Genomic DNA, 18,463 nt, shown 5'->3' on the forward strand with positions numbered 1-18,463 from the left:
GCTAGAGAACGCAGTGCGAGAGCACGGGCAGCTGGGTTCGCGTGCGCTCGACCTGTGCGGCATCGATGTCGAACAGCACCACGCCCTCTTCGCTGGCCTGCTGCGCCACCACCGTGCCCCAGGGGTCGATCACCAGCGACTGGCCCCAGGTGTGGCGACCGTTCTCGTGCGTGCCGCCCTGCGCGGGCGCGACCACCCAGGCCAGGTTCTCGATGGCGCGGGCGCGCAGCAGCACCTCCCAGTGCGCCGCGCCGGTGGTGCGCGTGAAGGCGCTGGGCACCAGCAGCAGGTCGGCGCCCTGTTTGGCGAGCGCGCGGTACAGCTCGGGAAAGCGCAGGTCGTAGCACACGCTCATGCCCACGCGCCAGCTGTGGCCGTCGCGCGAGGGCAGGTCGAACACCACGGGCTCCTTGCCGGGCGCGATGACGCGGCGCTCGTCGTAACGCTCGGTGCCGTTGTCGAAGAAAAAGAGATGGATCTTGTCGTAGCGCGCCACGCACCGGCCTTCGGGCGAGAAAGCCAGCGAGCTGTTGAACACGTGCTCGGCATCGGTGCTCTCGATGGGCAGCGTGCCGCCGACGATCCACAGGCCGAACTCGCGCGCCGCGTCGGCCAGGAAGCCCTGCACCGCACCCGCGCCGGCGGTCTCGCGCAGGCCGAGCTTGTCGGTGTCTCGCGCGCCCATCATGCAGAAGTACTCGGGCAGCACGGCCAGCTCGGCGCCCGCAGCTGCGGCCTGTGCAAGCAGACCGTGCGCACGCGCCAGATTGGCTTCGCGGGCGATGGCCGACACCATCTGGATGGCTGCGACTTTCATTGCGTGATCTCCGTTTTCTTGCCTTCGTCTGCTGTCGACGAGCCCGGCAGGCCGGGGATGTTCGGAATGCTCTGTGGCAACAGCTGCAGGGTGCGCGGCACCTTCGCTATTTTGGGGTCGGCCCAGGTGCCCTCGACGTGGAACTCCTGCGTGGCCGCCGCCGCGAGCGGCTTGCTCAGCACCCATTGGGCCAGGAATGTGCCCAGGCCGATGGCGGGGTTGATGGCGGTGGCCACGAGCGCGGCCGTGCCGGCATTGATCTCGGGCACCACCACCACGCGCAGGTTCTGCGTCTCGCGCACGATGTCGGCCGAGCCGTCCATCAGCGCGGCGGCGTTGACGCCCTTCATCTGCAGGTTGTTGGTGCTGGCGATGCCCTTGTTGATCTTCGCGTCGCCGCGGATGAAGTCGAAGGCGAAGCCCTGGCTGAAGACGTCGCGGAAGTCGAGCGTGAGCCGCCTCGGCAGCGCCTGCAGGCTCAGCACGCCGAGCAGCTTGGCCAGGCCCGGGTCGGCCTTGAGGAACTGGCCTTGCTCCACGTCGACCTGCAGTTGCCCGCCCAGGCTCGGGTAGTCGAGCGAGAACGGCGAGCCGCGCCAGTTGACGTCGCCTTCGAGCCGCCCGCGGCCGCGCGCCAGCACGCCCGGCATGCCGAAGCGCGTGAGCAGTTCGCCGGCATCGGCGATGTCGAGCTTGAAGGTCATGGCGGTGCGGCGCTGGCCGGCCGCGGCGCCGGGCACGGCTGCCCAACTGCCCTTGGCCGCGAAGCTGGCCTCGGGCATGGTGAAGACCAGCTTGTTGAGCGCCCATTCGCGGCCCGCGCCGCCGCGGTTGACGGCGTCGATCTCGGCGCGGCCGAGGCGCTTGCCGAGCAGCTCGAAGTCGTCGATCACGATGTCCAGGGCCGGCAGGGTGCCGGGCTGCTCGTCGAGCAGGGCCTCGACCTGCGTGGCCTCGGCCGGCGCGATCTTCAGCCGCGCAAGCCGCGCGTAGAGGCGCCCGGCCTGCGTGTGGCGGTATTCGGCGTAGCCGCTGAGTTCGGTGGCGTCGATGTTGGCGCGCCAGACGGCGCCCTCGCGCGTGCCGCCGAGCACCACGTTGTGCAGCGTGCGGCCCGCAATGCCGAGCTGCTGCGCGCGCACTGCGATGCGCGTGGGCAGGTAGGCCTGCGACGGATCGTCGGCCCGCTCCGCGGCCTCGGTGCCGGTGCTGGCGGCGTCGCCGATCAGCGCCTGCCATGCGGCCATGTCGAGCTTGGCGACGTTGACGTTCGCAAACACGCCCTTGTCAGGCAGGCTGGCCGTCTCGCCCTGCGCGAGGCCGACGCCGATGCTGCCGCGCTGCACGCGCGCCTCGTTGCCGACGAGATCGCGCACGTACTGGACGGCGCCGACGCGGCCGAGGTCGAGCGAGAGCTGGTCCTGCGTGGCAACGCTCGTGCCCTGGCGGGTTTCGCGCGCGAGCACCTTCTTCTCGATGCGCAGCGGCATCTGCTCTTCGGCGGTCTTCACGAGCGGCAGCGGTAGTTGCAGCGCCAGGCCCTGCAGGCTGCTGGTGAGCGAGAACTCGGTTGTGCCGTCGCGCACCGAGAAGGTGGCCGCGTAGGGCGTGCTGCCGGTCGAGTTCTTCGCGAGGCGGGCGAGCCAGTCGATCTCGCGCGCGCCGCGCAGGCCCTCGGCGGTGGCCGTGCCCTGTGCCTTCAGGGCGACTTCGCGGTTGGGGCCGCTGAAGCGGCCCTTGCCCTCGACACGGATGTCACCGCCCAGCAGCCTGGCCTGCACGCCGGCCAGCGAGAAGCCTGTTTCGGTGAAGCTGACGGTGCCCTTGGCCTGCGTGAACGAAGGCGCCTCGGGCACGACCTGCAGCTCGTTGTCGGCCAGCACGACCGTGGCCTGCACCTTGGCGTTCTCCATGGCCGCAAGGGGCAGCTCGAGGTGCAGCTTGTAGTCGGCCGAGCCGGTGGCGCGCGCGGTGCGCATGATCTCGCCGGTTTCTCCGGCCAGCGGCGCGCCCGCTCGCAGAACCTCGCCGAGCGGGCCCTTGGCCTGTACATCGACGCGCAGCACTTGCGCGTGGTGCGACAGCTCGGGGATCTGCGCTTCGCCCTTGGTCACCTCCACGCCGGTGGCGCCGACCAGGCGACCGCGCGCGTTGCGCACCAGCATGCCGTCGCGCTCGAACACCAGCTCACCCGAAAGGCCGGTGAGCGGGGGCCACACCGGGGCGGGCACGCCGTTGCGCGACGGCGCCGCGATGGACGGCGGCGCGTAGGCGTAGTTGACGTCCGCAACCTTGGCCGCGATACGGAAGTCGCCCTGCTTCGGGTCCTTGAACGGCATGTCGTGCAGGTCGCCGCGCACGCGGAAGTCGACGCTGCTGGCAACGCCCTTGGTGACGGCTTCGCGCACGTAGTCGCGCGTGTGCTGGGGAATGTCGAGCGGCAGGTAGCGGAACACGCGCGTGCCGTCGGCGCGAGTCAGCTTGCCCTGCAGGTCGAGCACGCCGGGAAAGCGGGCCTTGCTGCTCGATGTGGCCGGGTCGCTGGTGCGCCAGCTGGCCTGGGCGTCGCCCTCGGCGTCGGCGTTGGCGAAGCTCAGCTTCGACATCTGCAGCTGCGCGTTGCCGTTGTCGAGCTTCCATTGCAGTTGGGTCGAGAGCCGGTCGATGGGAATGACAGGCTCCTCGAACACGCCCGGGAATTCGAGCGTGCCCTTTGCAATGGCGAGCGTGGCGGTGCCGCCGGTGTGGGTGGCGTCGAAGTCGATCGTGGCGCCGCTCAGGCCGGGGGTGCCCGCATGGACCCTGGGCGGGGTGGCCGCAGCGGTGGTCGCCGACGGTGCCGAGGCCGCCGCTGCGGGCGGGCCCGCAGCCTCATCCGCCGCGCCGGGCTGCGAGGCGATGCGCAGGCCGCTGACGCGGCCCTTGGCCTGGTAGCGGCTGGGCGCGCCCAGCGAGCCCTGCCAGTTCAGGTCGACGTGCTCGACGAGGCCGCGCGGCGCATAGGCGTCGAGCACGCGGTGCGTGGCGTCGCCCAGCGGCAGCCGGTCGGCGATGAGGGCGAGCGCGGCCAGGTCGAGGCGGTCGGCGCGCAGCGCGCCGTGCTCGGGCGTGCGGCCCCTGTTCGGCGTGTGCTGCAGCCACAGGTTGCCACCGGGCCAGCGCAGGCCGTCGCTGGTGTCGAACTGCAGCGCAGTGGTCGAGAACTCGAGCGTTTCCTCGGAGAGCCGCCCCGCGAGACGACCGGTGACGGCGTTCAGCACCAGCGGCGGCAGGCCCTTGTCGAGCGAGACGTCGACCTTGTCGAGCCCCAGGTCGACCGCGCCGCCGACGACCTGGCCGTCGTCGACGTCGGCCCACAGGCGCAGCGCGCCGTTGCCCTGGCGAATGCGGGCGTCGAGCGAGACGTACTGGCCGAGCCGGGTGACGTCGATGTAGGGCAGGTCGGCATAGAGCTGGCCGTCCCAGGTCTGCCAGTGGCCGCTGCGTATCGACAGCAATGGCTGGCGGAACTGGCCGCGAAGGGTGAAGCGCTGGCCCCAGCCGGCCGGCGGCGTGGCGTCGAGCCGCAGGCCATGGCGCCGGGCGCTGTTGCGCGCGACGAAGCGCACGTCGGTCAGCAGCAGGGGTTCGGCCTGGCGCTGCTCGTCGGTCCAGCGCACGGTGCCGCCTTCGATGACCAGCTCGCGCTGGGCGAAAAACCAGTCGGCACCGCGGGTCTCTCCGGTCGTATCGGTCGCCATGTGCAATCCAGCCACATGGAGTTTTCCCTGAGTGTCACGGCGCACGTCGAGCTCCGGGCCCTCTACGTAGAGCTGCTCGAAGTTGAGCCGCCAGAGCGAGCGCGGCGACACGCTGGCCACCACGCGCACGAGGCGCAGCGCCTCTCGCTTGTCTGCATCCTGCAGCACCACGTCGCGCAGTTCGAAGGCCGGGAAAAGCCCTTCGGAGCGGGCGGTGATCGATCCGATGCGTACCGGCACGCCGATGGCCTTGCTAGCCTGTGCCTCCAGTGCGCCGCGAAAATCGCCGATTCGCGGCACAATCCACGCGTGTAGGACAACGACTGACAGCGCCAGCAGAAGCCATGCAGCGATCAACAGACCCAGCAGCCAGCGCGCCGTCACAGCGGTGATTTTGAGCAGACGTGAAGGGGTAGACGCCGTGTCGTTCATTGAGGATCGCGCTGTGTCGGGAATTATGACCGCCAGCATTCAGAGGGGTTCCACGGAAACCAGCATCAGTGTGAACCAGTTGCCAGCCACTTCGACGCGCAGCGCGCTCTCTTCTTACTCACGCTTCGTGCAGCGCCTGCGTCGCAGGTATGCGGCCGAGCTTTCATTGCTTCCCCCTGGTGCGCCGCGGCGCGAGTCGATGACGGTGGCTTACGAGGCATTGCGCCAACGTGGGGACAGCGTTGGCGATGCACTGCGAATTGTGCGGCAGCTTGTGATGGAGCGGCTTGTAACGCTTGATTGCGACGAGCAGGCGCCGCTGGCCGTGGTGACCATCGCCGTCACCGAGCTGGCCGAACTGGCACTCGATATTGCGTGCCAGGACGCATGCCACGAACTCGACGCAGTGCACGGCGCCCCTCTCGGCCCCGAAGGCCAGCGCGCTCAGCTGTGGATCGTCGGCATGGGCAAGCTCGGCGCGCGCGAGCTCAACGTGTCGAGCGACATCGACCTGATCTACCTTTACGACGTGGACGGCGAGACCAAGGGCGACGCCGACGGGCGCGGCCGGCTGGCCAACCAGGAGTACTTTGCGCGCGCCGTGAAGCGCATCTATGCGCTGGTGGGCGACACCACCGAGCACGGCTTCGTGTTCCGCGTCGACCTGGCTCTGCGGCCCAACGGCAACTCGGGCCCGAGCGTGGTCTCGCTCGATGCGCTCGAAGAGTATTTCCAGGTGCAGGGCCGCGAATGGGAGCGCTTCGCCTGGATGAAGAGCCGGGTGGTGGCTCCGCGCGACATCGTGCTCGCGGGCCAGGCCCAGGGATTGCGCGGCGCGGTGCTGCCCTTCGTGTTCCGTCGCTATCTCGACTACAGCGTGTTCGATTCGCTGCGCGTGCTGCACCGGCAGATCCGCGAGCAGTCGGCGCGCCGCAGCGCCGGGCGGCCCGAGCGCGCGAACGACGTGAAGCTGTCGCGCGGCGGCATCCGCGAGATCGAGTTCACCGTGCAGCTGCTGCAGGTGGTGCGTGGCGGCCAGTTTCCCGAGCTGCGCACGCGGCCCACGCTCGATGCGCTGCAGCGCCTGGCGCGCGCCAACCTCATGCCGCAGGAAACGGCCGATGCGCTGGCCGCGGCCTATGATTTTTTGCGCCGCGTGGAGCACCGTATTCAATACCTCGACGACCAGCAGACCCATGTGCTGCCGGTGTCCGACGACGATCTGCGCTGGATCGCCCAGACCCTGGGCTATCCCGAGTGCTGCCCTTTCCTGGCGCAGCTCGACACGCACCGCGAGTTCGTCGCGCAGGAGTTCGACAAGCTGCTCGGCGGCGAGAAGCCCTGCAACGGCAAGTGCAGCGGCAAGAAGACCGCCGCGCCCGCCGATCTGGCCGACCTGCTCGACGACCTGCCCCCGGTGTTTGCCGAGCGCATCCGCGACTGGTGCGAACAGCCCCGCGTGCTGGCCCTGCGCGAAGAAACACGCGGGCGGCTGCGCCAGCTGGTGCAGCGCACCGGCCAGTGGCTCAAGGAGCCCGACGGCGATGGCGCCGGGCAGACGCCGCGCCACGTCGATGCCGCGATGCGCTGGGCCGACTGGATCGAGCCGCTGATGCGCCGCGAGAGCTATCTCGCGCTGCTGGTCGAACGACCGGCCGTGCAGGAACGCCTGCTGCGCCTGCTGGGCGCGGCCAAATGGCCGGCGCGCTACCTGATGCAGCACCCGGGCGTGATCGACGAACTGGCGAGCGACGAAATGCTGTCGGGCCGCTTCGTCGCCGTCGAGTTCGAGCGCGAGCTCGAGGCGCGCCACGCATCGCTCACCCGCACCGGGGAAGCCGACGAGGAGCGCCTGCTGAACCTGCTGCGCCACGCGCACCACGCCGAAGTGTTCCGCACTCTGGCACGCGACGTGGACGGCCGCATCACCGTCGAGCAGGTGGCCGACGACCTGAGCGCGCTGGCCGACACCACGCTGCGCGTGACCGCCCGCTGGTGCTGGCCGCACGTGCGCAACCGGCACCGCGAGGTGCCGCAGTTCGCGATCATCGGCTACGGCAAGTTGGGAGGAAAAGAGTTGGGCTACGGCAGCGACCTCGACATCGTGTTCGTCTACGACGATGACGACGAGCGCGCTGGCGAGGTCTATGCGGCCTACGTGCGCAAGCTCATCAACTGGCTCACGGTGAAGACGCGCGAGGGCGACCTGTTCGAGATCGACACCGCCCTGCGGCCCAACGGCAACTCGGGCCTGCTTACCACCAGCTTCGAGGCCTACGAGAAATACCAGCTCGGCCGCGGCAGCAACACCGCGTGGACCTGGGAGCACCAGGCCATGACGCGCGCGCGCTTCGTGCTCGGCAGCGAAGACCACGGCGCCGAACTGGGCGCACGTTTCGACCAGGTGCGCGAGGCCGTGCTCGTGTCGCCGCGCGACCGCGAGGCGCTGAAGGCCGAGATCATCGCCATGCGTGAGAAGCTGCGCGGCGCGCGGCCGGTGAAAGCCGACCGCTTCGACGTGAAGCACAGCCCCGGCGGCATGGTCGATGCCGAGTTCGCGGTGCAGTTTCTGGTGCTGTCGTCGTCGGGCGAGCATCCCGAGCTGATTCCGAACGTGGGCAACATCGCGCTGCTGCTGCGCGCCGAACTGGCGGGGCTGCTGCCCGAAGGCGTGGGCCGCAGCGCGGCGCGGGCTTATCGCGAGCTGCGCCGTGTGCAGCATCGCGCGCGCCTGAACGAAGAACCGACGCAGGTCACCCCGCCCGCACTGGCCCCTGAGCGCGAGGCCATGCTGGCGCTGTGGAAGGCGGTATTTGGCTGACGGCGCTCGCTCCTCCGCCGCCACCGCGCTGGCTGCGTGCGCGGTGGCTGTCGCCGTCCTTCTGGCCGGTTGTGCGAGCGGTCCGCGCAGCGGGAGCGGCGTAGCCAGCGGCCGCGACGGGCCGGGCACCAACATTCCGCCGGACCTCGCCAGCGTGCCCGATGCCGAGCCCCGCATCGAGCCCATCCGCACCAGCGGCGGCACCAGCAAGCCGTACACGGTGCTGGGTCGCGGCTATGCGCCGCTCACCGACGATCGGCCGTTCCGCGAGTCGGGACTGGCCTCTTGGTACGGCCGCAAGTTCCACGCGGCGTCGACCTCGAGTGGCGAGCCCTACGACATGTACGCCATGACGGCCGCGCACAAGACGCTGCCGCTGCCGAGCTATGTGCGCGTGCGCAACCCGGCCAACGGGCGCGAGGTGATCGTGCGCGTGAACGACCGCGGCCCATTCGTGGACGGCCGCGTCATCGACCTGAGCTACACGGCCGCGCTCAAGCTCGACCTGCTGCGCGGCGTGGCGCCGGTGGAGATCGAGCGGATCACGAACGAAGACATCCGCACGGGCGCATGGCGGCGGGATTCGGGGACGGCGTATGCGGCGGCTGAAGCGCCTGTTCCCGTGCGCGCGGCACCGGTGCGCGTGGCGAGTGCGCAGCAGGTGCGGGTGCCGGCCGAATGGGTGGCGCCGGTCGCGACGGTGAATGACGACATGCCGCCACCGGCATCGACGATGCCCGTCACGCCGCAGACGCCGATGGCCGCGGCGCTGCCGCCGGGGGCTGAGCCGGAATCGGCACAGTCGCCGCCTTCCATTCCGCCGACCCGGCAGGCCATCGTGGTGAGCGACCTGGCCCCTCTGCAGGCGGCGCCTGCGTCACAGCCACCTGCCGGCGCTGCACAGCCCTTGGCGCTGCCGGGCTTCTGGGTGCAACTCGGCGCCTTTCGCGAACGCGACGGTGCACAGAGCATGCTGAACCAGGCCGCACGCGGCCTGCCTTCGCTGGCGCCGCAGCTGCATGTGTTCAGCGAAGCCGGCACGCACCGGCTGCAGGCCGGGCCTTTTGCCTCGCGCAATGCGGCCGGCGAAGCGGTCGCGCAGTTGCGCGAGAACCTGCGCATCTCGCCGATGGTGGTGGAGCGCAGGTAAGCCCGTTCAGGCCAGCGGCTTGACCGCGACCGGCACGCGCATGCCGACGTTGAGGCGGTTCCAGGTGTTGATCTGCGCGATTGCCACGGTGAGTTCTGCAATTTCCACGTCGCTGAAATTGGCCTTCAGCGCGGCGAATTCTGCTTCGCGTTCGTCATGGTCGTCGGCCAGGCGCGTGAGCGATTCGGCCCAGGCCAGAGCGGCGCGTTCGCGCTCGTTGAAGAAGCTCACCTCGCGCCAGGTGGGCAGGCTGTTGATGCGCTGCCACTCCTCGCCCTGCTTGCGCAGGTCGCGCACGTGCATGTCGAGGCAGTAGGCGCAACCGTTGATCTGCGAGACGCGGGCGAAGACGAAGTCGACCAGTGTCTTGCCGAGCGTGCTCGACTCGATGGTGGTGTTGACGGCGAGGATGGCCTCGAAGGACTTCGGGACGAGCTTGAACCAGTTCAGGCGTGCGGTGGTGTTCATGGGTTTATCCAGGTGGGTTGCGATGAAATCTGCTTGCTACCCACTGAAGACGGGCGAGCCATGCGCCCTGTGACACGCCGCGCGAACTATTTCGAAGAAAAAAGCTGTGCGATGCGCGCCAGCTTGTCGGGGTTGCGCTGCGCGCGGATGCGCACGATGCGGTCGTTCTCGATTTCGAAGGTCTGGGCCGATTCGAGTTCGCCGTCGAGAAAACGCAGCATGCCCGGCTCGCCATTGATGTCGACCATTTCCATGCGCACCGCCGGCCCCATGCGGCGCCACAGCGAGTAGTACAGCTGCGCCAGGCGCTGGCTGCCGCGCAGGATCTTGCTGAAGGTCTGCACCTTGCCTCCACCGTCGCCGATGAGTTCGACGTCCTCGGCCATCAACGCCTTCAGGTCCTGCAGGCTGCCGCGCGCGGCGGCGTCGGCAAAGGCGCGCAACAGGCGCTCGTGGGTTTCGCGCGGCACGGTGAAGCGCGGACGCCCTTCCTGCACCTGGACCTTGGCACGGTGCACGAGCTGGCGGCAGGCGGCCTCGCTCTTGCCGAGGGTGCGGGCGACTTCTTCGTAGTCGGCGTCGAACACCTCGCGCAGCAGGAAGGCGGCGCGGGCTTCGGGGGCGAGGCGCTCCAGCACGGCGAGGAAGGCAACGGAGATGTTGTCGGCGCGCTCCAGCAGTTGCTCGGGCGTGTCGGGCGCCTCGGTCAGCATGGGCTCGGGCATCCAGGCGCCGATGTAGTGCTCGCGCTGGACCTTGGCGGCGCGCAGCCGGTCGATCGACAGGCGCGTGACCACGGTCACGAGCCAGGCTTCGGCGCTGTCGAAGGTGTCCTTGGCGGCTTCATGCCAGCGCAGCCAGGCGTCCTGCACGACCTCTTCTGCCTCGGCCATGGAGCCGAGCATCCGGTAGGCGATGCCCTGCAGGCGAGGGCGGTGGCGGTCGAAGGTGAGGGTGGCGTCGTCCATGGGAGCTAGACGGCTGGCGTCCCCGGTTTGTGACACGGGTCCTTCAAGAAAGAACGCCCCGGCGTGCGGGGCGTTTTTCTTTATGCGCCCTGGTATTCGGGCTTGGGGCCCAGGGTGGCCGCCAGCTCCTTGCGGTAGCGGTTCAGTTCCTGGACCGTCTTGAAGCTGCGGTTCATCAGCAGGCTCAGGTTGTGCAGGATGCGCTCGCCAACCTTGGTTTCCCAGACGGCATCGAACTTGATCTGCTTGTCGAGCCAGTGCTCGAGCCAGTCCGGATCGGGCATGCGGCTCTGGATGGTGTCGCGCGGGAAGTGCGCCTTGCTGACGTGCAGGTTGGTCGGGTGCAGGGCCTGCGCCGTACGCCGCGCGCTGGCCATCAGGACGCCGACCTTGGTGAACGCGGCACGGGCCTCGTCGCCGAACTTTTCCATCGCGCGCTTCATGTAGCGCAGGTAGGCGCCGCCGTGACGGGCTTCGTCCTGGCTCAGCGTGGTGTAGATGTGCTTGATGACCGGCTCGGTGTGCCACTGGGCGGCACGGCGGTACCAGTGGTTGAGGCGGATTTCGCCGCAGAAATGCAGCATGAGGGTTTCGAGCGGCGGGGCCGGGTCGAAGTCGAAGCGCACTTCGTGCAGCTCTTCTTCGGTGGGGGCGTGCTTGGGGCTGAAGCGCTTCAGGTACTCCATGAGCACCAGCGAGTGCTTCTGCTCTTCGAAGAACCAGATCGACATGAAAGCGGAAAAATCGCTATCGTGGCGGTTGTCGCGCAGGAACATCTCGGTGGCCGGCAACGCCGCCCACTCGGTGATGGCATTCATCTTGATGGTTTGCGCCTGCTCTTCCGACAGCAAGGAAGCGTCGAACGACTGCCAGGGAATGTCCTTGTCCATGTCCCAGCGGACGGATTCGAGTTGTCTGAAGAGTTCCGGATAGAGCATCAATGTCTTTCTATGGCCGCCGATTTTAGTCGGCCAGTTTGGCGCGACCATGACAGACGCGCGATGATGCGAATACGTGCGCCGTTGCGGCACGGATGCACACCCCCCTTTTTGACCCAGGAGCCCGCCATGCGAACCCTCTTCCGATTGTCGACGCTCTGGCGCTGCGCCCCCGCGATTTCCCTCGTGGCGAGCCTCTTTTCGACCCTTCCCGCCCACGCCCAGACGGCGTCCGCCGCGCCCGCTCCGGCAGAAGCCGCAGGATGCCCGGCAATCCTGCAACACACCTTCCCGCGGCTGCAGGATGAAAAACCCCAGTCTTTGTGCCAGTACTCCGGCAAGGTGGTTCTGGTGGTCAATACGGCCAGCTTCTGCGGATTCACTCCGCAATACAAGGGGCTGGAGTCGCTGGACATGAAATACCGCTCGCGCGGGCTCGTGGTGCTGGGCTTTCCGTCCAACGATTTCTCCCAGGAATCGGGCTCCAACAAGGAAATTGCCGACTTCTGCGAAAGCACCTTCGGCGTGAAATTCCCGATGTTCGCCAAGTCGTCGGTGCGCGGCACCGAGGCGAATCCGCTGTTCAAGCAGCTCGCGCAGGCCTCCGGCACCACGCCGAAGTGGAACTTCTACAAGTACCTGATCGGGCGCGACGGCAAGGTCGTGCAGGCGTGGTCGAGCATGACGGCGCCCGATGAAAACGGCTTTGTGAACGTCATCGAGAAGCAACTCGGGTCAAATTGAGACTGAGCAGTTCACAAGAAAACGAATCGGTAATATTATTTACCGATGCGTCTAAATCATCGTGAGCTCGGCGTCACAAACGTTTACCAAACGCGCGGGAACCGTGCCGCGGATGTCGCGCTCCTAACTTGCGTGGGCAGTGATTGCCCAGCAGTTTTCATGTTGCGAGGTCTTCCGGGCGCCTGCCGTCTGGTCGAAATCCCGAGGCGATTCTTCTCCTCCTCCCTCCCTCCCTCCTTCGCGTCGGGGCGCCTCGCAGCATTTTTGTCTTCCAGCCGGGCTGGGGTTTCGCGATGACGCGGCCCCCTCGCATCGCCGTCATCGGCGCCGGCATCTCAGGATTGGCCGCAGCGCATTCGCTGCGCGACGCGGCCGCCGTCACCCTCTTCGAAGCCAGTGACTACTTCGGTGGCCACGCCCATACGGCAACAATCGAGCTTCCACGCTCCTCTACCGACACCACCCGGGTCGCCCATGGCGTCGACACCGGTTTCCTGGTCTACAACGACCGCACCTACCCGAACCTGATCCGTCTTTTCGCCGAACTCGGTGTCGAGACAGCTGCTTCCGACATGTCGTTCTCGGTCCAGGCCGCGCGCGACAACAGCGGCGGCTGGCTGGAGTGGAGCGGCAACAGCCTCGGCACCGTGTTCGCGCAGCGGCGCAACCTGTTCGACCGCCGCTTCCTGGGAATGCTCGGCGATCTGCTGCGCTTCAACCGCCTGACGACGCGTATCGCCGAGGCCGGCACCGAGGGCGAAATGGCCCAGCCGCTGGGTGAATTCCTCGACGCCCACCGCTTCGGCGCGGCGTTTCGCGAGTGGTACTTCCTGCCGATGATGGGCTGCATCTGGAGCTGCTCGACCACGCGGATGCTGGCGTTTCCGGTCGCGACCATGATCCGCTTCTGCCACAACCACGGCCTGATCCAGATCGCGAACCGGCCGCAGTGGCGCACCGTGCGCGGTGGCTCGCGCCACTACGTCGAGAAGATCGTCGCGGGCCTGCCCGACAAGCGCCTGAACACGTCCGTGCGCGGCATCACCCGCAGCGACGCCGGGGTGCTGGTGGCCACCGACGCGGGCGTCGAGCGCTTCGACCACGTCGTGCTGGCCACGCACTCCGACCAGTCGCTCGCCATGCTGGGCGATGCGAGCCCCGCCGAGGCCGCGGTGCTGGACGCGATCCGCTACCAGTCGAACCATGCCGTGCTGCACACCGATGCCTCGGTGCTGCCGCAGTGCCGCACGGCCTGGGCCGCCTGGAACTACGAGCGCGCCGACTACGAACGAGCCGGCGAGCGCGAATCGGGCCGCATCTGCCTGCACTACCTGCTGAACAAGCTGCAGCCGCTGCCCTGGGAACAACCGGTCGTCGTTTCGTTGAATCCGGTGCGCGAAATCCAGCGTAGTCAGGTCATGGCCGAATACGACTACGACCACCCGGTGCTCGACCTTGCCGCGATCCGCGCGCAGGCCGAGGTGCCCGCCCTGCAAGGCCAGCGCAACACCTGGTTCGCGGGCGCGTGGATGGGCTACGGTTTCCACGAAGACGGCCTCAAGGCCGGGCTGGCGGTGGCCGAAGGACTGCGCGCACGGCTTTCCGCCGGCGAGAACCCGACGACGGCGAGGCTTGCAGCATGACACCCACGCAGGCCGTGCCGCTGATGGGCTTCGGCGAAGTCCGCCACACACGCCTGCGCCCTGCGCGCAACGCCTTCGTCTATCCGACCTACTTCCTGATGCTGCCGATGCGCGCCCTGCGCGAGCACGGCAGCAAAGCCGTGGCGCTCAACCGCGCGGCCGCCATCTCTTTTCACGACGTCGATCACGGCGACGGCCGCCCGCCCGAGCAAGGCGGCGCGCTGGCCTGGCTCGACGACCTGCTGGCCGCCCACCAGATCCACGACGCCGGCGGAGAAGCCTGGCTGCACTGCTACCCGCGCGTGTTCGGCTACACCTTCAAGCCGGTGAGCTTCTGGTACTGCCACACGCCCGAAGGCGTGCTGCGGGCGATCGTGGTCGAGGTCAACAACACCTTCGGCGAGCGCCATTGCTACCTGCTGGACCGCCCGGTGTACGGCAAAGAACTCCAGGCGACGAAAGCCTTCCACGTCTCGCCGTTCTGCAGCGTCCATGGCAGCTACCGCTTCCGCTTCTTCGTCGATGCCGGCCGCGCGCATACGGTGGTGCGCATCGACCACGACGACACCGACGGCCCGCTGCTGCAGACCAGCGTGAGCGGCGACCTCGGTCCCATGACCGCGGCCAGCGTGCGCCGCGCGCTGTGGCGCTACCCGGCCATGACCTTCGGGCTGATCGCGCGCATCCACTGGCAGGCCGCGAAGCTGTGGGTCAAGCGCGTGCCCTTGGTCGCCAGGCCGGCGCCGCCCACGCACTTCGTTTCACGCGACAACCAGCAGCAGCAGGTGAATCCATGACGTCCACAACAACCGCGTCCCGCTTCTCGCTGCCCCAGGGCGCGCCCGCCGCCGCGCGCACCGTACTCGGCCTGCTGCAGCGGCTAGCCCATGGCTCGCTCACCGTGCGCCTGCCCGACGACTCGGTGCGGCACTTCGGGGCCACGCCGGGCAGCGGCCCCACAGCCTCGCTCACGCTGCGCAACTGGAATGCCTGCAAGGCCGCGCTCAAGTCGGGCGACATCGGCTTTGCCGAGAGCTATATCGCCGGCGACTGGACCACGCCCAACCTCACCGAGCTGATCAAGGTGTTCATCGCCAACCGCCGCGCCATCGAAGACGTGGTGTACGGCAGCTGGCCCGGCCGCCTGCTGTACCGCGTGCGGCACCTCATGAACCGCAACAGCAAGGCCGGCAGCTCGCGCAACATCCACGCGCACTACGACCTGGGCAATGCGTTCTACAAACTCTGGCTCGACGAGACGATGAACTACTCGTCGGCCTGGTTCGATGGCGATCTGTCGAGGCCAATGCCCGAGGCGCAGCGCGCCAAGGTGCGCCGCGCGCTCGAACTGGCGGCCGTGCAACCCGGCGACCGCGTGCTCGAGATCGGCTGCGGCTGGGGCGCGCTGGCCGAGATGGCGGCGACGGACTTCGGCGCCTCGGTGACGGGCGTGACGCTGTCGACCGAGCAGCTGGCCTACGCCCGCGAGCGCACCGCCGGACTGGTCACCGACCTGCGCCTGCAGGACTACCGCGACATCGCCGACGCCCCCTTCGACGCGGTGTGCTCCATCGAAATGGTGGAAGCCGTGGGCCGCGCGTACTGGCCGACCTACTTCCAGAGCGTGAGCCGGCTGCTCAAGCCGGGCGGCCGCGCCTGCGTGCAGAGCATCGTGATCGACGATCTGCTGTTCGACCGCTACATCGACTCGACCGACTTCATCCAGCAGTACATCTTCCCGGGCGGCTGCCTGCCCTGCCCTCGCGAGTTCCGCCGCGAGGCCGAGGCCGCGGGGCTGGAGGTGGTGGACGAATTCGCCTTCGGCGCCGACTACGCCGAGACGCTGCGCCGCTGGCGCGAGAGCTTCCTCGGGCAGCGCGGCCGCATCCTGCAGCTGGGTTTCGACGAGCGCTTCATGCGTATCTGGGAGTTCTACCTGGCCTACTGCGAGGCCGCGTTCTCGCAGGCGAACATCGACGTGGTGCAGTACACGCTGCGCAAGCGCTGAAAAGAAAAAGGCGCCGCGTGGCGCCTTTCTTCAGGGCTCGTTTCTCAGGGCTTGGTGTCGATGAAGCTGGGCCGCAGCATCAGCTTGTCGAACAGCTTCGCGAGGTTGCCGTGGTCCCCGCGCCAGTCGATTTCAGGGAAGCGCAGGTCCAGCCAGCCCAGCGTGCAGCCCACTGCGATGTCTGAAAGGCTCAGGTGGATGCCGCTGCAGAAGGGCTTGTCGCCCAGGCCCTTGGACATGGCGGCAACGCCGTCCTCGACCTTGGTGCGCTGGCGCTCGATCCAGGCCGCGCTGCGCTCGCCGTCGTTGCGGCCGGCCCAGGTGGCTTCCAGGCGCCAGAGCACGCCGGCGTCCATGACGCCATCGGCCAGCGCCTCCCAGGTCTTGACCTCGGCGCGCTCGCGGCCCTGCTGCGGAATCAGCTTGCCGACCGGCGACAGGGTGTCCAGGTATTCGACGATCACGCGGGAGTCGAACATCGCCTCACCGCCTTCCATGATCAGGCAGGGAACCTTGCCGAGCGGGTTGGAATTGGAGATCGTGGTGTCGGCAGCCCAGACGTCTTCGATCACGAACTGGTAATCGAGCCGCTTTTCGGCCAGCACCACGCGCACCTTGCGCACATAAGGGCTGGCGGCGGATCCGATCAGTTTCATGAAGGCTCTCTCCCTAGCTTTAATGACGTTTGTTAATAGTCATTTTAGGTGAACGGGAAAACCAGAGCCCCAAATCGACCCCAATGTGTCGGTACCGCCCCACGGACCGCCGGCCGCCTAAAATTCGGGCATGAGCTTTTCCACCGTTTCCGCCCTTTCCCCCCTTGATGGCCGTTACGCGGCCAAACTCGCGGCGTTGCGTCCGCTGATGAGCGAACAGGGCTATATGCACCGACGCGTGCAAGTCGAGGTGGCGTGGTTCATTGCGCTGTCCGACTGCGGCTTCGCCGAATTCAAGCCCCTGACGGGCGGCGCCCGCAAGTACCTGCTGGGCCTGGTGTCGCACTTTTCCGAGGCCGACGCGCTGGCCATCAAGGAAATCGAGAAAACCACCAACCACGACGTGAAGGCGGTCGAATACTGGATCAAGTCCAAGTTCGAGGCCCGGCCCGAGCTGCTTGCGGCCGCCGAGTTCGTGCACTTCGCCTGCACCAGCGAGGACATCAACAACACCAGCCACGCCCTGCAGATCCAGGCCGCGCGCGACAAGGTGGTGCTGCCGGCCATCGACGGCCTGATCACCAAGCTGCGCGAAATGGCGCACCAGTTCGCCAACGTGTCGATGCTGTCGCGCACGCACGGCCAGACCGCCAGCCCGACCACGGTCGGCAAGGAAATCGCCAACGTGACGGTGCGCCTGTCGAAGGCCCGCGCCCAGATCGCCTCGGTGCAGCTGCTCGGCAAGATGAACGGCGCGGTCGGCAACTACAACGCCCACCTGGCCGCCTGGCCCGACTTCGACTGGGAAGCCTTCAGCCGCAAGGTCATCGAGACGCCCGCGCCGCTGGGCCTGGGCCTGAGCTTCCAGCCTTACAGCATCCAGATCGAGCCGCACGACTACATGGCCGAGCTGTTCGACGCGGTGGCCCGTGCCAACACGATCCTGATCGACTTCTCGCGCGACATCTGGGGCTACGTGAGCCTGGGCTACTTCAAGCAGCGGTTGAAGAAGGGCGAGATCGGCTCCTCGACGATGCCGCACAAGGTCAACCCGATCGACTTCGAGAACGCCGAAGGCAACCTGGGCCTGGCCAACGCGGTGCTGCGCCACCTGAGCGAGAAGCTGCCCATCAGCCGCTGGCAGCGCGACCTGACCGACAGCACGGTGCTGCGCAACATCGGCGTGGCCTTCGGCTATGCCACTCTGGCCTACGCCAGCCTGGCCACCGGCCTGGGCAAGCTCGAACTCAACGAGGAAGCGCTGGCCGAAGACCTCGACGCCTCGTGGGAAGTGCTGGCCGAGCCGATCCAGACCGTGATGCGCCGCTTCGGCGTGCAGGGTGCCTACGAGCAGCTGAAGGAAGTGACGCGCGGCAAGACCGTGACGGCCGAGGCGCTGCACGGGCTGATCCGCTCGCTGGAGATTCCGGAAGAGGAAAAGGCCCGCCTGCTGGCGATGACGCCGGCCAGCTACGTCGGCAAGGCTGCCGAGCTGGCCAAGCGCATCTGATGGCCCTCAAGTCCACCATCTTCAAGGCCACCCTCGCGGTGGCCGACATCGACCACGGCTACTACGCCGACCATGCGCTGACCCTGGCGCGCCACCCGAGCGAAACCGACGAGCGGATGATGATCCGGCTGGTCGCGCTCGCGCTCAATGCGCACCAGCTGCAGGACATCTGCCAGGGCGACGGCACGCTGGCCTTCGGCGCTGGCCTGTCGAACGTTGACGAGCCCGACGTGTGGCTGCGCGACTTCACGGGCGAGGTCAAGATCTGGATCGAGGTCGGCCAGCCGGAAGACAAGCCCATCATCAAGGCCTGCGGCAAGGCTGACGAGGTGATCGTCTACTGCTTCAACCACGCGGCAGAAATCTGGTGGCGCGGCATCGAGAACAAGCTCACGCGGCCGCAGAACCTGAAGGTCTATCGCGTGCCGACGAATGCCTCGCAGGCGCTGGCCGCGCTGGCGCAGCGCAGCATGCAGCTGCAGGCGACCATTCAGGAAAACACGCTGACGCTGGGCGACGGCGTCAACAGCATCGACGTGGAACTGCTTCGCTGGAAGTAATGCCGCGC

At 67.8% G+C, this 18,463-nt stretch carries 14 protein-coding genes; 8 read left to right on the forward strand and 6 right to left on the reverse strand.

Going from position 1 to position 18,463, the window contains the following annotated elements:
* Position 1: 1 nt before the first annotated feature.
* Positions 2–817 (reverse strand): carbon-nitrogen hydrolase family protein, encoded by an 816-nt coding sequence (locus tag ACN9MV_RS32010; RefSeq protein ID WP_426390856.1) that lies wholly within the window; start codon positions 815–817, stop codon positions 2–4.
* A complete protein-coding gene (locus tag ACN9MV_RS32015; RefSeq protein WP_426390857.1) occupies positions 814–4,989 on the reverse strand; it encodes a YhdP family protein in 4,176 nt (1,391 codons plus the stop codon). Before ACN9MV_RS32015 ends, ACN9MV_RS32010 begins: the two co-directional genes overlap by 4 nt.
* A gap of 25 nt (positions 4,990–5,014) precedes the next feature.
* Here ACN9MV_RS32015 and glnE point away from each other — a divergent pair, with 25 nt between their 5' ends.
* Both glnE and ACN9MV_RS32025 read left to right on the forward strand, forming a co-directional pair.
* On the forward strand, positions 5,015–7,810 hold the full coding sequence (gene glnE, locus ACN9MV_RS32020; protein ID WP_426390858.1) for a bifunctional [glutamate--ammonia ligase]-adenylyl-L-tyrosine phosphorylase/[glutamate--ammonia-ligase] adenylyltransferase: 2,796 nt from the start codon (positions 5,015–5,017) through the stop codon (positions 7,808–7,810).
* A complete protein-coding gene (locus tag ACN9MV_RS32025) occupies positions 7,803–8,960 on the forward strand; it encodes a septal ring lytic transglycosylase RlpA family protein (RefSeq protein WP_426390859.1) in 1,158 nt (385 codons plus the stop codon). Before glnE ends, ACN9MV_RS32025 begins: the two co-directional genes overlap by 8 nt.
* Positions 8,961–8,966: 6 nt before the next feature.
* Here ACN9MV_RS32025 and ACN9MV_RS32030 read toward each other — a convergent pair whose 3' ends face one another.
* The 3 genes from ACN9MV_RS32030 to ACN9MV_RS32040 form a co-directional block, all read right to left on the reverse strand.
* Positions 8,967–9,428, reverse strand: coding sequence for a carboxymuconolactone decarboxylase family protein (locus tag ACN9MV_RS32030; protein WP_093055290.1), 462 nt, complete (start codon positions 9,426–9,428; stop codon positions 8,967–8,969).
* A gap of 86 nt (positions 9,429–9,514) precedes the next feature.
* On the reverse strand, positions 9,515–10,396 hold the full coding sequence (locus tag ACN9MV_RS32035) for an RNA polymerase sigma-70 factor (RefSeq protein ID WP_093055288.1): 882 nt from the start codon (positions 10,394–10,396) through the stop codon (positions 9,515–9,517).
* 80 nt (positions 10,397–10,476) lie between these two features.
* Positions 10,477–11,334 (reverse strand): ferritin, encoded by an 858-nt coding sequence (locus ACN9MV_RS32040; RefSeq protein ID WP_093055286.1) that lies wholly within the window; start codon positions 11,332–11,334, stop codon positions 10,477–10,479.
* A gap of 129 nt (positions 11,335–11,463) precedes the next feature.
* On the opposite strand from ACN9MV_RS32040, the gene ACN9MV_RS32045 reads away from it, so the two are divergent.
* From ACN9MV_RS32045 to ACN9MV_RS32060, 4 genes are all read left to right on the forward strand, one after another.
* Positions 11,464–12,078 carry a glutathione peroxidase gene (locus tag ACN9MV_RS32045; protein ID WP_093055284.1) on the forward strand — a complete coding sequence of 205 codons (615 nt, stop codon included), beginning with the start codon at positions 11,464–11,466 and terminating at the stop codon, positions 12,076–12,078.
* Positions 12,079–12,371: 293 nt separating this feature from the next.
* Entirely contained in the window at positions 12,372–13,721 is a 1,350-nt protein-coding gene (locus ACN9MV_RS32050) for an NAD(P)/FAD-dependent oxidoreductase (protein WP_426390860.1), read from the forward strand.
* Positions 13,718–14,518 carry a DUF1365 domain-containing protein gene (locus tag ACN9MV_RS32055; protein ID WP_426390861.1) on the forward strand — a complete coding sequence of 267 codons (801 nt, stop codon included), beginning with the start codon at positions 13,718–13,720 and terminating at the stop codon, positions 14,516–14,518. Before ACN9MV_RS32050 ends, ACN9MV_RS32055 begins: the two co-directional genes overlap by 4 nt.
* Positions 14,515–15,729, forward strand: a complete 1,215-nt coding sequence (locus tag ACN9MV_RS32060; RefSeq protein WP_426390862.1) for a class I SAM-dependent methyltransferase — start codon at positions 14,515–14,517, stop codon at positions 15,727–15,729. Before ACN9MV_RS32055 ends, ACN9MV_RS32060 begins: the two co-directional genes overlap by 4 nt.
* A gap of 44 nt (positions 15,730–15,773) precedes the next feature.
* Here the strand turns inward: ACN9MV_RS32060 and ACN9MV_RS32065 are convergent, their stop codons facing one another.
* A complete protein-coding gene (locus tag ACN9MV_RS32065) occupies positions 15,774–16,385 on the reverse strand; it encodes a glutathione S-transferase N-terminal domain-containing protein (RefSeq protein ID WP_093174417.1) in 612 nt (203 codons plus the stop codon).
* Between the two features lie 130 nt (positions 16,386–16,515).
* Between ACN9MV_RS32065 and purB the strand changes: the two genes are divergently transcribed.
* Together purB and ACN9MV_RS32075 are read left to right on the forward strand one after the other, a co-directional pair.
* Positions 16,516–17,895: an adenylosuccinate lyase gene (gene purB / locus ACN9MV_RS32070; RefSeq protein WP_093174419.1), complete on the forward strand. Its 1,380-nt coding sequence runs from the start codon at positions 16,516–16,518 to the stop codon at positions 17,893–17,895.
* Positions 17,895–18,455, forward strand: coding sequence for a YaeQ family protein (locus ACN9MV_RS32075; protein WP_093055271.1), 561 nt, complete (start codon positions 17,895–17,897; stop codon positions 18,453–18,455). The genes purB and ACN9MV_RS32075 overlap by 1 nt, the downstream gene beginning before the upstream one ends.
* Positions 18,456–18,463: the final 8 nt, after the last annotated feature.

This window comes from Variovorax sp. R-27 (genome assembly GCF_049913215.1).
GTDB lineage: Bacteria > Pseudomonadota > Gammaproteobacteria > Burkholderiales > Burkholderiaceae_C > Variovorax.